The sequence below is a fragment of the Kitasatospora sp. NPDC051984 genome, from assembly GCF_044593455.1.
Taxonomy (GTDB): domain Bacteria; phylum Actinomycetota; class Actinomycetes; order Streptomycetales; family Streptomycetaceae; genus Kitasatospora.
Map to the genome: position 1 here is coordinate 166513 of NZ_JBIUCB010000004.1, position 13280 is coordinate 179792.

The 13280-nt window shown below is 72.1% G+C and carries 12 protein-coding genes and 1 other RNA gene; 9 read left to right on the top strand and 4 right to left on the bottom strand.

What is annotated here, in order from left to right; translation table 11 throughout:
* Positions 1-143: 143 nt before the first annotated feature.
* Entirely contained in the window at positions 144-545 is a 402-nt protein-coding gene (locus ACIHEI_RS09975) for a hypothetical protein (RefSeq protein ID WP_392947730.1), read from the top strand.
* Positions 546-621: 76 nt separating this feature from the next.
* On the opposite strand, the gene ACIHEI_RS09980 is transcribed toward ACIHEI_RS09975, so the two are convergent.
* Positions 622-1179, bottom strand: a complete 558-nt coding sequence (locus ACIHEI_RS09980) for a heme-binding protein (RefSeq protein WP_387643391.1) — start codon at positions 1177-1179, stop codon at positions 622-624.
* Positions 1180-1414: 235 nt separating this feature from the next.
* On the opposite strand from ACIHEI_RS09980, the gene ACIHEI_RS09985 reads away from it, so the two are divergent.
* The 6 genes from ACIHEI_RS09985 (at position 1415) to ACIHEI_RS10010 (ending at position 8104) form a co-directional block, all read left to right on the top strand.
* Positions 1415-2704 carry a sensor histidine kinase gene (locus tag ACIHEI_RS09985; RefSeq protein ID WP_396606276.1) on the top strand — a complete coding sequence of 430 codons (1290 nt, stop codon included), beginning with the start codon at positions 1415-1417 and terminating at the stop codon, positions 2702-2704.
* 45 nt (positions 2705-2749) lie between these two features.
* A complete protein-coding gene (locus ACIHEI_RS09990) occupies positions 2750-3385 on the top strand; it encodes a response regulator (RefSeq protein WP_387643387.1) in 636 nt (211 codons plus the stop codon).
* A 298-nt stretch (positions 3386-3683) separates the two neighbouring features.
* Positions 3684-4595: a carbohydrate ABC transporter permease gene (locus tag ACIHEI_RS09995; RefSeq protein ID WP_387861324.1), complete on the top strand. Its 912-nt coding sequence runs from the start codon at positions 3684-3686 to the stop codon at positions 4593-4595.
* Entirely contained in the window at positions 4592-5476 is an 885-nt protein-coding gene (locus tag ACIHEI_RS10000; protein WP_396606277.1) for a carbohydrate ABC transporter permease, read from the top strand. The genes ACIHEI_RS09995 and ACIHEI_RS10000 overlap by 4 nt, the downstream gene beginning before the upstream one ends.
* Positions 5477-5544: 68 nt before the next feature.
* The gene (locus ACIHEI_RS10005; protein WP_387643382.1) at positions 5545-6930 is read left to right on the top strand and encodes an ABC transporter substrate-binding protein; all 1386 of its coding nucleotides are present in this window, start codon (positions 5545-5547) and stop codon (positions 6928-6930) included.
* A 208-nt stretch (positions 6931-7138) separates the two neighbouring features.
* Positions 7139-8104, top strand: a complete 966-nt coding sequence (locus ACIHEI_RS10010) for a hypothetical protein (RefSeq protein ID WP_396606278.1) — start codon at positions 7139-7141, stop codon at positions 8102-8104.
* Positions 8105-8362: 258 nt separating this feature from the next.
* Here the strand turns inward: ACIHEI_RS10010 and rnpB are convergent.
* From rnpB to ACIHEI_RS10025, 3 genes are all read right to left on the bottom strand, one after another.
* An RNA gene (rnpB, locus tag ACIHEI_RS10015) (RNase P RNA component class A) lies at positions 8363-8765 on the bottom strand.
* Between the two features lie 13 nt (positions 8766-8778).
* Positions 8779-10245, bottom strand: coding sequence for an MFS transporter (locus ACIHEI_RS10020; RefSeq protein ID WP_396606279.1), 1467 nt, complete (start codon positions 10243-10245; stop codon positions 8779-8781).
* Entirely contained in the window at positions 10242-11741 is a 1500-nt protein-coding gene (locus ACIHEI_RS10025; RefSeq protein WP_396606280.1) for an RNB domain-containing ribonuclease, read from the bottom strand. The genes ACIHEI_RS10020 and ACIHEI_RS10025 overlap by 4 nt, the downstream gene beginning before the upstream one ends.
* 194 nt (positions 11742-11935) lie before the next feature.
* Between ACIHEI_RS10025 and ACIHEI_RS10030 the strand changes: the two genes are divergently transcribed.
* Together ACIHEI_RS10030 and yaaA are read left to right on the top strand one after the other, a co-directional pair.
* On the top strand, positions 11936-12355 hold the full coding sequence (locus ACIHEI_RS10030) for a DUF3995 domain-containing protein (protein ID WP_396606281.1): 420 nt from the start codon (positions 11936-11938) through the stop codon (positions 12353-12355).
* Positions 12356-12476: 121 nt separating this feature from the next.
* Entirely contained in the window at positions 12477-13277 is an 801-nt protein-coding gene (gene yaaA, locus ACIHEI_RS10035; protein WP_396606282.1) for a peroxide stress protein YaaA, read from the top strand.
* Positions 13278-13280 lie beyond the last annotated feature (3 nt).

Consider the following 13280-nt stretch of genomic DNA (forward strand, 5'->3'; position numbering starts at 1 on the left):
TCGGGGTGCCCCGGCGGCTGGACGGGCCGAGGGTCGTCACAGGTCAACTTCGGCCAAGGAGGTCTCCCATGAGCTCGTCCGTCGGTCCGGCCCCGGCAGCGCCAGGGCCGCCCGCTTCACCGGCCCCCGGGAACAAGCCCTGGGTGTCCGGGACTGTGCTGTTCGCCGGTGTGCTGATGCTGGTGAGCGGTCTGCTGGAGGTGTTCCGCGGGATCATGGCGATCGCCAAGGACGACATCTTCGTGACCACCCCCCAGTACGTCTTCCGCTTCAGCCTCACCTCGTGGGGCTGGATCCACGTGGTGATCGGCGCGCTGGTCGCGCTGACCGGCCTGTGCGTGCTCACCGGCATGCTCTGGGCCCGGATCGCCGGTGTGTTCTTCGCCGCGCTGAGTCTGCTGGACAACTTCCTCGACATCCCCTACTACCCGCTGTGGTCGCTGGTGCTGATCGCGTTGGACGTCTTTGTGATCTGGGCGCTGTGCGCCTACCGCGAACCCGAACGGCTACCTCGCGGACCCGAGCAGGTGCCTCGCGAGGTCTGAGCCTCCGCGCAGCGCACCGACCGGGCCGGTGGCCCGCTCCGCCGGGAGCGGGCCACCGGCTCTGCGGCGCCGGGCCTCACTTGTTCAGCGCGGCGACCCCCGCCTGGGCGAACTGCTCGTCCTGGTCGGCGCTGGGGGCGCCGGCCACGCCGACGGCCGCGATCGGGGCGCCCTTCAGCTGGACCGGGGCGCCGCCGCCGAGGAACAGCGTGCCGGGGATGTCCTTCAGGTTCGGTGCCTGGGCCAGGCGCTTGACCAGCTCGGAGGTCGGGGCGTTCCAGGACACCGCGGTGTAGGCCTTGCGCTGGGCGGACTCGAAGGACTGCGGGCCGGCGCCGTCTCCGCGCAGCTCGACGATCACATTGCCGTTCCGGTCGACGACCGCGACGGAGATCTTCTGGCCGGCCTTGGCCGCGGCGTCCAGGCTGGCCTGGGCGGCCTTGGTGGCGGCCTCGACCGTCAGGTGCGAGGTGTCGAAGGTGTTCTTGTTCTGGACGTCGGACGAGACGGCGGTGGCGGGGGCCGCGTTCGGCGTCTCGGCGCTGGCGGAGACGGCGCCGACCACGCTCGCGCCGACCGCGGCCACCGCGACGGCACCGGTGACAACGCGGGTACGAGTGCTCAGCTTCTTCATCTTCGGCTCCTGGATCGGTGGTTCGGTGCCGGACTGCTGGGGTGCGCCGGCCTCGCTCTCCATGGTTCGCGGCCGGACCCCCACCGCGGATCGGCGAAGCGGCTGGACCGGCGGAGCATGATGGACGACAACCGTGTCAACCGATCGGTTGATGTGCGAACCGTGATCCGCGGGCACCATCCAAGTGCCGGCAGTGTGCCTGCCGGTGCCGACAGCGCGCGAAAGGAGGTCGGCCATGATGCGTCTCCCGCTCTCCCGGGCGGCCGACCCGGACGCGGGCTGGCTCGCGATGGTCATGCGGCTGGCCTTCGTACTGCTGCTCGGCACCTCGCTGGCGCGCTACCTGACGCACCACCTGGCCAGCCCGCTGACACCGTGGGTGATCGCGCTGAGCATCGCCCTCGCCGCCGGGCACCTGTCCGGTCTCTCCGAGCGCCGGCAGGCCTGGCTGGCGGCGGTGCTGGGCAGTTGGGCGGTGCTGGTGCTGATGGCGCCCAGCTTCGCCTGGTGCGCCGTCCCGCTGGTGTACACGGTGCTGCGGGCGTTCCCGCCGCGGACGGCGATCCCGCTGGTGTCGGGGCTCACCGCGCTGGTGATGGTGTCCCAACTGCGGCTGCCGGGCGCCGATCCGACGCTGGTGCTGCTGCCCCCGGCGGTCGCCGCGCTGGCCACCGCGGTGTTCCTGTACATGCAGCGGCAGGGCGCCCGGCAGCACAAGCTGATCATCGACCTGATCCGGGCCCGTCGGGAGCTGGCCGCCGTGGAGCGCCGGCAGGGCGCGCTGTCCGAGCGCGAGCGGCTGTCCGTCGAGATCCACGACACCCTGGCCCAGGGCCTGTCCAGCCAGCAAATGCTGCTGCAGGCCGCCGAGTTGGCCTGGGAGCAGGATGCGGCGGCCGCCCGCGGCCATGTCCGGACGGCCGCCGCGATCACCGCCCGGAACCTCGCCGAGGCCCGCCGTTTCGTGCACGACCTCGCCCCGGCCGATCTCGCCGAACAGGGCACGCTGGAGGCCGCGTTGGCCGCCCTCGCCGAGCGGGAGGCCGCGGAGAGCGGCCTGCCGGTCCGCTTCCAGCTGGACGGCAGCCCGGCGCCGATGCCGGCCGCCGCGCAGTCCGCGCTGCTGCGGATCGCCCAGGGCGCGCTGGCCAACGTCCGGGAGCACGCCCGGGCCGGCCGGGCCTCGATCACGCTGTCCTACCTGGGCGACCAGGCGGTGCTGGACGTCGCGGACGACGGCCGCGGCTTCACCCCGCCACCCGGCGGCCGCGGCGCGGGCGGGCCGGCCGGCGAGGGCCGCGGGCGCGGCCACGGGCGCGGCCACGGGCTGCCCGCGATGCGGGCCCGGCTACGGCAGTTGGGCGGCACGCTCACCGTCGAGTCGGCCCCGGGCGAGGGCACCGTGGTCTCGGCCGCCGTCCCGCTGGAGAGCCCACCGGCCGGGAGTCCGTCACCCGAGGGTTCACCGCCCGAGAGCCCACCCGTCGAGAGCCCACGCTTCGAGAGCCCACCGGAGGCCCGCTGACAGCACACCGCACCGCCCGCACCACCCGCACCGCACGGAGGGTCCATGAACGACAACGACAAGGTCAGGCTGCTGATCTGCGACGACCACGCGATGGTCCGGGCCGGGCTGCTGGCGCTGCTGGCCAGCGACGGGGCGATCGAGGTGGTCGGCGAGGCCAGCACCGGCGAGGAGGCGGTGACGCTGGCCGCCCGCCTGCAGCCGGACGTGGTGCTGATGGACCTTCAACTCGGCAGCGGCATCGACGGGGTGGAGGCCACCCGGCGGATCCTGGCCGGCCCGGGCGACAGCCATGTTCTGGTGCTGACCACCTTCGACACCGACGCCGACATCACCCGGGCCATCAACGCGGGCGCGACGGGGTATCTGTTGAAGGCGGAGCGCCCGGCCGAGCTGTTCGCGGCGATCCGCTCGGCCGCGGCGGGCCGGCCGGCGCTGTCCCCGCCGGTCGCGTCCCGGGTGATGGCCCGGATGCGCTCCCCCCTGCCCCAACTCACCGACCGTGAACAGGACATCCTCGACCAGCTCGGCCAGGGCCTGGGCAACCGGGAGATCGCCCGGGCACTGTTCATCAGCGAGGCCACCGTCAAGACCCACCTCGGCCGGATCTACGCCAAGCTCGGCGCGGACACCCGCTCCGGCGCGGTCGCGATCGCCAAGGAGCGGCGCCTGCTGCGCTGACCGAAACCGGGCAGAAGCCCGGCTCCCCGGACAACTGAAGATCAATCGGACGCGTCCGAAGCCTTGCCACGCACAGTGATCGGAAGTCAGTATTCCTACCGGCCGGTAGACCTGACGGAACAACGGCTGCGCGAGGGCGCGGAACAGACAGTGACGGGGTGGCGACAGCTCTCCCCTCGGATGTGACGCGAACGCGTAAACTGCGCGAAACCCTCCGCTCACCCTCTCCTCGCCGACCCGTCGTTCGAGGACGACACGGTTTGGCCGGAACCAACGTCACGAAAGGCGGACGCGCACCATGCCGACCGCATCAAGCCCACCCGAGCCGCGGCGCCGTCTCGGCGAGCACGGGCTCGCCTGGGCCTTCCTGCTGCCCTCGGTAGTGGTCTTCGCGCTCTTCATCGTCTATCCGCTGGGGCGCACCTTCTACCTGAGCGCACACGCCAACGACCTGTTCGGCGCGCCCTCCAAGTACGTCGGCATGAAGCACTACACCGACCTGCTCTCCTCGGCGGACTTCCGCACCACGCTGGTCACCACCGCGCTGTTCGTGCTGTTCACGGTGGTCCCCGGAGTGCTCGGGGCGCTGCTGCTGGTCCTGCTGATGGAGGGTCGGATCCGCGGCGTGCGGCTGCTGCGATCCGCCTTCGCGCTGCCGTTCGCGTTCTCGGTGGCGAGCGCCTCGGTGGTCTTCTCGGTGTTCTACAACCCCGCCAGCGGTGTGCTCAACGGGCTGCTGTCGCACCTCGGTCTGGGCCCGGTGGGCTGGTTGACCGACTCCCAGTGGGCGCTGATCTCCGTCGCGATCTCCACGATCTGGATGAACCTCGGCTACAACGTGCTGGTGCTCTCGGCCGGCATCGGCTCGATCCCGGGCGAGATCACCGAGGCCGCCCGGCTGGACGGCGCGTCCGGCTTCCGGCTGGCCCGCTCGATCACCATTCCGATGCTCGGCCCCAGCCTGTTCTTCCTGGTGGTGATCTCCACCGTGAACGCGCTGCAGAGCTTCGGCCAGATCCACATCCTCACCAAGGGCGGCCCGGACGGCTCCACCCGCACCCTGGTCTACTCCGTGTACGAGAAGGCGTTCGCCTACGGCTCCAGCGACTTCGGCACCGCCAGCGCGCAGGCCGTGGTGCTGATGGTGGTCGTGCTGTGCTGCACTGCCGTGCAGTTCGGAGTCCTGGAGCGGAAGGTGCACTACGCATGACCACCCTCACCAAGGCGCCCGCCGTCGCCGAGCCCGCCCGCACCGCCCGCCCGCCGCTGCGCGTCCGCGACACGTTGGGCCGGGTCGGGGTCTGGGCAGTGCTCGCCGTGGCCGTGCTGACGGTCGCCTTCCCGGTCTACTACGTCTTCGCCGGCGCCTTCATGCGCCCGGACGAGATCGCCAGCTACCCGCCCGCGATGATGCCGCACTCGCTCACCGGGGAGAACTTCTCCGGCGCCGTGCACGCCATCCCGCTGTTCCGCCAGTACGGCAACTCGATGCTGGTGGCGGGCCTGATCACGGTGGCGCAGCTGTTCACCGCGGTGCTCGCCGCGTACGCCTTCGTGTTCCTGCCGATGCGCGGCCGGAGCATCGTGTTCGGCCTGTTCCTGGCCACCCTGATGGTGCCGTGGGAAGCCATCATCATCCCCAACTACCTGACGCTGTCGGACTGGGGCATGGGCAACACCTACTTCGGCCTGGTGCTGCCGTTCCTGGCGTCCGGCTTCGGGACGTTCATGCTGCGGCAGTCGTTCCGCCAGTTCCCGGGCGAGCTGCGGGACGCCGCCCGGATCGACGGGGCCGGCCACTGGCGGTTCCTGTGGCGGATCCTGGTGCCGCTGAACAAGCCGGCCCTGGCCGCGCTGGCCATCTACGTCTTCCTGTCGTCCTGGAACCAGTACTTCTGGCCGCTGATCATCACCCGCACCGCCAACATGCAGACCCTGCAGATCGGCCTGACCTCGCTGCGGGACTCCGAGATGACCGACCCCGGCCTGATCATGGCCGGCGTGGTGCTGTCGCTGCTGCCCACGCTGGCGCTGGTGCTGTTCGGCCAGCGGTTCATCGTCCGCGGCCTGACCGCGGGCGCCGTCCGCTGACGCACCGCCACTTCGCTCCGCCCGTACCACCGCTCCCGGTACCAACCCTCGCAGAAGAGAGAGAACCCGTGAAGAGAAGTGCCCGCGCGCTCGCCGCGCTGCTGGTGTCCGGCCTGGCCCTGACCGCCTGCAGCTCGAGCGGCTCCGGCGGCTCCTCCGACGAGTCCGGCGCCCCGGCCGCCTCCGCGCTGGACCAGGCGTCCGGTGTGACCAGCATCGAGTTCTGGCACTCGATGACCGGCAAGAACGCCGAGCAGCTGACCGCCCTGGTCAACCAGTTCAACGCCGCGCACCAGGGCAAGATCGAGGTCAAGCCGCTGTTCCAGGGCACCTACGACGACCTGATCGCCAAGTACAAGGCCTCGGTGCAGCAGAAGGCCACGCCCGCGGTGGTGCAGGTCTACGACATCGGCACCCGCTTCATGATCGACTCCAAGCAGACCGTCCCGGCGCAGGCGTTCGCCGACAAGGACGGCTACTCGCTGGACGACCTGCAGGCCAACATCCGGAACTACTACTCGGTCGGCGGCAAGCTGCAGTCGATGCCGTTCAACTCCTCGATGCCGCTGCTGTACCTGAACGACGACGCGTTCAAGGAGGCCGGCCTCGACCCGGCCAAGCCGCCCACGACGCTCGCCGAACTCGGCGACATGGCCAAGCAGTTGACCAAGAAGGACGACAGCGGCAAGACCGTCCGGTACGGCTTCGGCGCGGCCATCTACGGCTGGTTCGTCGAGCAGCTGCTGGCCGAGAACGGCGCGCTGTACTGCGACGCCGACAACGGCCGCAGCGGCAAGGCCGGCAAGGTGGCCTTCGACTCCGCCAAGGGCGCCGAGATCGTCCAGTGGTGGGCCGACCTGGTCAAGGGCGGCTACGCGGCCAACACGGGCCGTCAGACCCCGGACGCGCAGGCCGCGTTCAAGGCCGGCACGGTCGCCATGCACCTGGAGTCCACCGGCGTGCTGCGCGGCTACACCGAGGCCGCCAAGTTCACCGTCGGCACCGCCCAGTTCCCGAAGACCGCGGCCGGTGACCAGGGCGGCCCGATCATCGGCGGCGCCTCGCTGTGGATCTCCGGCCCCGGCCACTCCGACGCCCAGAAGCGCGCCTCCTGGGAGTTCGAGAAGTTCCTCACCGCCCCCGAGCAGCAGGCCGTCTGGCACACCGGCACCGGCTACTTCCCGGTCAACTCCAAGGCGCTGGACCTGCCCGCCGACAAGGAGTGGGTGGGCAAGTTCCCGCAGTTCCAGACCGCGATCGAGCAGCTGAAGGCCACCAAGCCGACCACGGCCACGGCCGGCTGCCTGCTCGGCGTCATGCCGCAGGCCCGCAAGGGCGTGGAGACCGCGATCGAGCAGACCATCGCGGGCACCAAGACCGCCCAGCAGGCGCTCGCGGACGCCGCCAAGGAGCTCCAGCCCGCCATCGAGAGCTACAACTCCTCGGTGGGCTGACCCTCCGCCGGCATTGCCCGAAGAGCCCGTCCGCACTCGCGCGGCCGGGCTCTTCGGCGTTGCGGCGAAGGTCTGCTGACGATTCGTACGAATATCCCTCGCGAGTTACCCACCCCGCCTGCAACACTGTCCGCGGCTGGGTGTATGAATTCTCCGCTGGATTCATCACGGGCTCCAGCCATTTCTCTTCGAGGGGGGACCCATGCGTATGAGCACGTTCACTCGTGCCGCCGCGCTGCTGATCGCAGCCGGTGCCATGACGGCCGTCGCGGTGCCGGCGGCCTCCGCCGCTCCGGCGCCCAAGGGCAAGATCAGCACCAAGGCCGTGAAGACCGCGTCGACCGCGCGCACCATGCCGAAGGTCGCCGCGCAGGCCAAGACCGCCAAGGCCGCCCCGCAGGGCGTCATCGTCACCCCGACCTACGCCCTGCTGAACCCGGGCGACAGCCTGAAGCCGGGCGACAGCGTGAAGGTCGGCTACAGCACCCTGACGATGCAGACCGACGGCAACCTGGTCCAGTACTTGACCGCTGACAACGGCAAGCAGATCCAGGTCCTGTGGTCCAGCAAGACCTGGGGCAACAACGGCGCCTCCGCCGTCATGCAGGCCGACGGCAACTTCGTCATCTACAAGCAGGACGGCGTGAGCGCCGTGTGGTCCACCGGCACCTGGAACAAGACGAACGCCGTGTTCGTCCTGGACGGCGGCGAGCTGCTGGTCGGCAACTCGAACGGCGGCACCCCGTACTGGCGAAACGACGCCGGCTTCTTCCCGGACTACGTGAACGGCCAGTACGTCGACTCGCCGGCCGACAACCTGAAGGGCACCGGTCAGTACGGCCAGGCCATCTTCGCGAACAACTGGCTGGAGTCCAGCACCACCATCCTGATCCAGCAGGCTGACGGCAACCTGGTGCTCTACCGCAAGAAGGACGGCGGCGTCATCTGGGCGGCCAACACCCAGGGGCACCCGGGCGCGCTCACGGTCCAGGACCCCAGCGGCGTCTTCGGCGTGGCCGACGACAAGGCCGCGTACTGGACCAACGGCACCTGGGACAACCCGGGCGCGTGGACCCGGATCCAGTCGGACGGCAACATGGTCACCTACCGCGCGGGCAGCACCCCGACCAACGGTAGCGCGCTGTGGTCCACCAACACCTGGGGCAAGGCCTGACCTATCCGCGGGCCCGCTGGGCCTGAGGCGGTCCGGTAGCAAGTGAGGGGCGGTCACCGAAAGGTGACCGCCCCTTCGCCGTGTCCGAAGTTGAAATGTCCGCGCCGAAACAACTCGACAGCGAATTGGCGGTACGCCGACGAATCGACATTCGGACAGCGCTTTGCCCATTCCGGAAAGCCGATGGCGAAAACACGGAGAGTTGGCACACGATCACGCGGGCACGCATTCGGCGTGCGGCGGAGAACCCGAAGGCGGCGGACGAGTCGGCCTGTACGCCGGGTTCTGTCTCCCGGGGTGCTTGCGCGGCCCGGGGAGGCGGCCATCCATCTAGGGCTGCCGTTGCCGACAGCCTCGTGCGGTCTACCCGCGAGCTCGGGCGAGCAGCCCTCGAACACCCGCGCACGACACCCGAGGGTGTCGATCTTGACCTTGCTCCGAGTGGGGTTTACCGAGCCGGCCGAGTCACCTCGGTCGCTGGTGGTCTCTTACACCACCGTTTCACCCTTACCCGCCGCCGAAGCGGTGGGCGGTCTACTTTCTGTGGCACTGTCCCGCGGGTCACCCCGGGTGGGCGTTACCCACCACCCTGCTCTGTGGAGCCCGGACGTTCCTCGGCGAGCCCCCAGAAGGGACCCGACGCGACCGCCCGGCCGGCTCGTCCGCCGTAAGGGTCATGGTAGCCGCTCCGCGGAGGCTTCCCGTACCCCGCCCGGGACCTGGCGGTCGAAGCGAGCAGCAACCCGGGCCGCCGTGCCGGCCGCCCACGGGGTGGTGGTGACCAGGCCGAGGACGAAGACGGTCAGGCCCAGGCCGGCCACGATCCACCAGCCGGCGTGGGTGGCGGGCGTGAAGCTCCCGGCCGAGGCGACCGCGCCGGCCACCACCGAGCCGATCACCGCGACGCCCAGCGACTGGCCGACCTGCCGGCTGGTGGAGGCCACCGCGGCGGCCACCCCGGCCTGGGCCAGCGGCATGCCGGAGACCGCCGAGTTGGTGATCGGCGCGTTCACCATGCCGAAGCCCAGCCCGAACAGCGCGTACGCGGGCAGCAGCAGGAGGGCCGAGGAGTCGGCCGTCAGCCCGGTCAGCAGCACCCCGCTGGCGGCGATCGCCGCACCCGCCACCAGCAGCGGCAGGCGCGGGCCGCGGCTGCCGACGATCCGGCCGGACAGCGGGGCGGTCAGCAGCGTCAGCCCGGCCATCGGCAGCGTCCACAGGCCGGCCACCACCGGGGCGTAGTGCCGCACGTTCTGCAGGTACAGGGTGTTCAGGAACAGGAAGCCCGCGAGCGCCGCGAACGCGCACACCGCCGTGACGGTGGCCCCGGTGAAGGGGGCGCTGCGGAAGAACCGCGGGTCGATCAGCGGCTCAGGCACCCGTCGCTCCCAGAACGGGAACACCAGCAGCGCGGCGAGCGCCACCCCGGCCAGCGCCAGGATGCCCGGCGAGGTCCAGCCGTGGCCCGGCCCCTCGATGATCGCGGCGGTGCCGCAGCCCAGCATCAGCACCATCAGCAGCTGGCCGACCGGGTCCAGCCGGCGGGCCCGCGGCGCCCGGGACTCCGGGACGTAGCGGTGCGTCAGCACGAAGGCCGCCAGCCCGACCGGGATGTTGATCAGGAAGATCGACGGCCAGCCCGCGCTGTCCACCAGGAACCCGCCGATCAGCGGACCGAGCGCCATGCTGATGCCGACCACGCCGCCCCACACGCCGATCGCCTGCGCCCGCTCCTTCCGGTCGGTGAAGGTGTTGGTGATGATCGACATCGCCACCGGGTTGAGCATCGACCCGCCGACCGCCTGCACCGCCCGGAACGCGATCAGCCAGCCCAGGCCCGGCGCCAGGCTGCACAGCAGCGAGCCGAGCACGAACAGCAGCAGCCCCGTCCGGAACACCCGGCGGCGGCCGATCCGGTCCGCGATCGACCCGGACAGCATCAGCAGCGAGGCCAGCACCAGCGTGTAGGCGTCGATCACCCACTGCAGGCCGGACGCGGGCGCGCCCAGGTCGCGCTGGATGGCGGGCAGCGCGATGTTCACCACGGTGTTGTCCAGGCCGACGATGAACAGGCTCAGACAGCAGATGGCCAGGACGATCAGCCGGCGGCGGCGGTCGGGAGCAGTGCTCGGTCGGCTCATTCTCCGATCATCGCACCGGCCTCGGCAGCCCCCGAAGGCCCTTGTGCGTCGGGCACCAGCGCGAACCGGACAGCCCGGGCGACCGGGTCGGCCAGGGTGAGCCGGACGGTCACCCGGCGGCCCAGCGGCAGCCGGTCGGCAGCGTCGCACTTGGCGACCACCGCGGGACGGCGCAGCTGCACCGTGCCGGTGCCCGGCCGGCGCTCGTCCACGTCGATCACCACCGCCCGGAAGTCCTCGCCCACCCGGCCGCGCAGCAGCTCCGCCTCCACCAGGTCCACGCAGGCGCGCTCCACCGCGTGCGCGCGGCGGTCGCCGCTGCTCATCCGCGCGGGCACCAGCGGCAGGGCGTCCCGCACCCAGCCCGGGACATCGGTGCCGCCGGCCACCGCGAGGCAGACCTCCAGCGCGTACCGGTCGCCGAGGCGGCGCAGCGGCGCGGTGCAGTGGGCGTAGGGGGCGGCCAGCGCGGCGTGCCCGGGGTCGGCGGGCGGGACGGTGCCGCGGGCGGTGTCGAACGCGTGGTAGCCCGCGCCGCGCAGCAGGCCCGTGCACTCGTTCAGGAACGCGGCGTCAGCGGTGCGGGTCGGATCGAGGGAGCGGATCAGCTGCGGGTAGGGCAGCCCGTCCGGCCAGGGCACCTCGAGTGCGGCGGCGACCCGGCGCAGCCGCTCGAAGGCGGACTCGGGGGCGGTGGGCAGGGTGCGCAGCAGGCCGATCCCGGCGTCCAGCATCAGCTCGGCGGCGGCCATGCCGGTGAGCAGCGAGAGCTGGGCGTTCCAGCCGTCGGCGGGCCGGGGCGCCCGGTAGCGGAGCCGGTAGCCGCCGTTGACGGCCTCCACCTCCTGCTCGGGGATCGGCAGGCTGACCCCGCCGCGGGCCTCTTCCTGCGCCTCGCGGAGCCGGCCGATCTCGGCGAGCAGGGTGAGCTGCTCGTCCGCGCCGCCGGCGTCGATCCGGCCCTGGACGGTGGCGTAGTCCAGCCGCCGTCGTGAGCGGACCCGGGCCCGGCGCACGTCGGCCAGTAGCAGCGCGCCGTCGGCGTCCAGGTCGAGCTGCCAGAGCAGGGCGGGCCGCAGTTCGCCCGGCAGCAGGCTGGCCGCGCCCTCGGAGAGCCGGGCCGGGTGCAGCGGCACGTTGCCGTCCGGGAAGTACAGCGTCTGGACGCGCCGGCCGGCCTCGGTGTCGATCGCGCCGCCCGGCGAGACGTAGGACGCGACGTCCGCGATCGCGTAGTGCACCCGGTAGCCGCCGCCGCGGCGGGCCAGGTGCATGGCCTGGTCGAGGTCGCGGGAGCCCGGCGGGTCGAGGGTGAACAGGTCGAGGTCGGTGGCGTCGAACTCGGGCAGGCGGGGCAGCGAGGCAGCCCGCTCGGCCTCCGCGAGGACTTCCGGCGGCCAGTCGGTGCGGATCTCCAGAAGGCTTCTGAGGTCGGCGAGTTCGGTGTTGATCCTGGCGGTCTGGGCGGCCCGGACGCTGAGCTTTCGGCGCGGCATGGTCGCAGCGTAAGGCGCAGTAGCGTGGTTGGTGCACCCGGACCGGCCGTGAAACCGGCGGCGGTGCACGGGGATTGGCCGTGGGAAGGGGTGGGGCCGTGACAGCTCGGACGGACAATCGGCAGTGGGTGGCGCCGGGTTCGGAGTGCCGGTGCTGCGGGGACGGGACGGACGCGGCCGGAGGCGGGCGCGGGGTGCGGGCCACGGCGACCGCCGTCGCGGGCACGCTGGCCGCCGTCGGCGCGCTGCACGCGGTGTGGTCCCGTTCGCCGTGGCCGTGCCGGGACCGCGAGCAGTTCGCCGACCTGGTGGTCGGCGTCGCCCCCGACCGACTCCCCTCCGCCGGAGCCTGCCTGGCCGTGGCCGGGCTGCTCGGCACCGGCGCCTACCTGGTCGCCGCCCGCGGCGGAGTGCTGCCCCCGGTCGGCCCGCGCCGCCTGCGCACCGCCGGCGCGGCGGGCGTCGCCGGCGCCCTGCTGACCCGCGCCCTGGCCGGCCCGCTCGTCTTCACCGGCCGCACCCCGGACTTCGTCCGCCTGGACCGCCGCGTCTACGCCCCGCTCTGCCTGGCCCTCGGCACGGGCGCGGCGGTGGTCGCCGCCCGCGGGCGGTAGTTCGCCGGAGCACGGCGGCAACCACACCGCGCCACAGTGCGGACGGTCGCGGATTCGGGGTGCGGACCCGCTGGTCGTTAGGGTTGACCGGGTCTGTTGTGGGTCGTTGAAAGGTGTTGCCGTGCTGGTTCTGCTGCCGCCGTCGGAGGGGAAGGCCGCGCCGGAGGCGGGTGTGCCGGTGGAGGTGGCGGGGCTCTCGTTGGCGGGGCTGACCGGGGCGCGGGAGAAGGCGCTGGCGGCGCTGGTGGAGCTGTGTGCGGGGGACGAGGAGCGGGCGGCCGAGGTGTTGGGGCTGAGCAAGGGCCTGCGCGGGGAGGTGGCCAAGAACGCGGGGCTGTTGACGGCGGGGGCGCGCCCGGCCGGCGAGGTGTACACCGGGGTGCTGTTCGACAATCTGGGCCTGGCGAAGCTGGACGAGCGGGCGTACGCGCTGGCAGAGCGTTCGCTGCTGGTGTTCTCCGGCCTGTGGGGCGCGGTGCGGATCGGCGACCGGATCCCGCCGTACCGCTGCGCGATGGGCGTGAAGCTGCCGCCGCTGGGCGCGCTCGGCCCGTACTGGCGGACGGCGATGGACAGCGTCCTGCCGGAGGAGGCCGCGGCCGGGCTGGTGCTGGATCTGCGCAGTTCGGCCTACGCGGCGGCGTGGAAGCCGGCGGGTGAGGTGGCGGGCCGGACGGTGACGGTGCGGGTGCTGCAGGAGCGCGAGGTGGACGGGGTGCTGAAGCGTTCCGTGGTCAGCCACTTCAACAAGGCGACCAAGGGCCGTCTGGTGCGCGACCTGCTGGCCGCGGGCCTGGAGCCGTCCTCGCCGGGCGAGTTGGTGGACGCGCTGGCGCAGCTGGGTTACCGGGTGGAGGTCGCGGCGCGCGGCACGGCCCGCAAGCCGTGGCAGCTGGACGTCGTGGTGACGGACGTGCACTGACCG

Bases quoted from the DNA above. Each gene is read 5' to 3' on its own strand.
- ACIHEI_RS10025 (WP_396606280.1), bottom strand. From the start codon at position 11,741: ATGCCGCGCCGAAAGCTCAGCGTCCGGGCCGCCCAGACCGCCAGGATC.
- ACIHEI_RS10000 (WP_396606277.1), top strand. From the start codon at position 4,592: ATGACCACCCTCACCAAGGCGCCCGCCGTCGCCGAGCCCGCCCGCACC.
- ACIHEI_RS10020 (WP_396606279.1), bottom strand. From the start codon at position 10,245: ATGAGCCGACCGAGCACTGCTCCCGACCGCCGCCGCCGGCTGATCGTC.
- ACIHEI_RS10010 (WP_396606278.1), top strand. From the start codon at position 7,139: ATGAGCACGTTCACTCGTGCCGCCGCGCTGCTGATCGCAGCCGGTGCC.
- ACIHEI_RS09985 (WP_396606276.1), top strand. From the start codon at position 1,415: ATGATGCGTCTCCCGCTCTCCCGGGCGGCCGACCCGGACGCGGGCTGG.
- ACIHEI_RS09990 (WP_387643387.1), top strand. From the start codon at position 2,750: ATGAACGACAACGACAAGGTCAGGCTGCTGATCTGCGACGACCACGCG.
- ACIHEI_RS09995 (WP_387861324.1), top strand. From the start codon at position 3,684: ATGCCGACCGCATCAAGCCCACCCGAGCCGCGGCGCCGTCTCGGCGAG.
- ACIHEI_RS09980 (WP_387643391.1), bottom strand. From the start codon at position 1,179: ATGAAGAAGCTGAGCACTCGTACCCGCGTTGTCACCGGTGCCGTCGCG.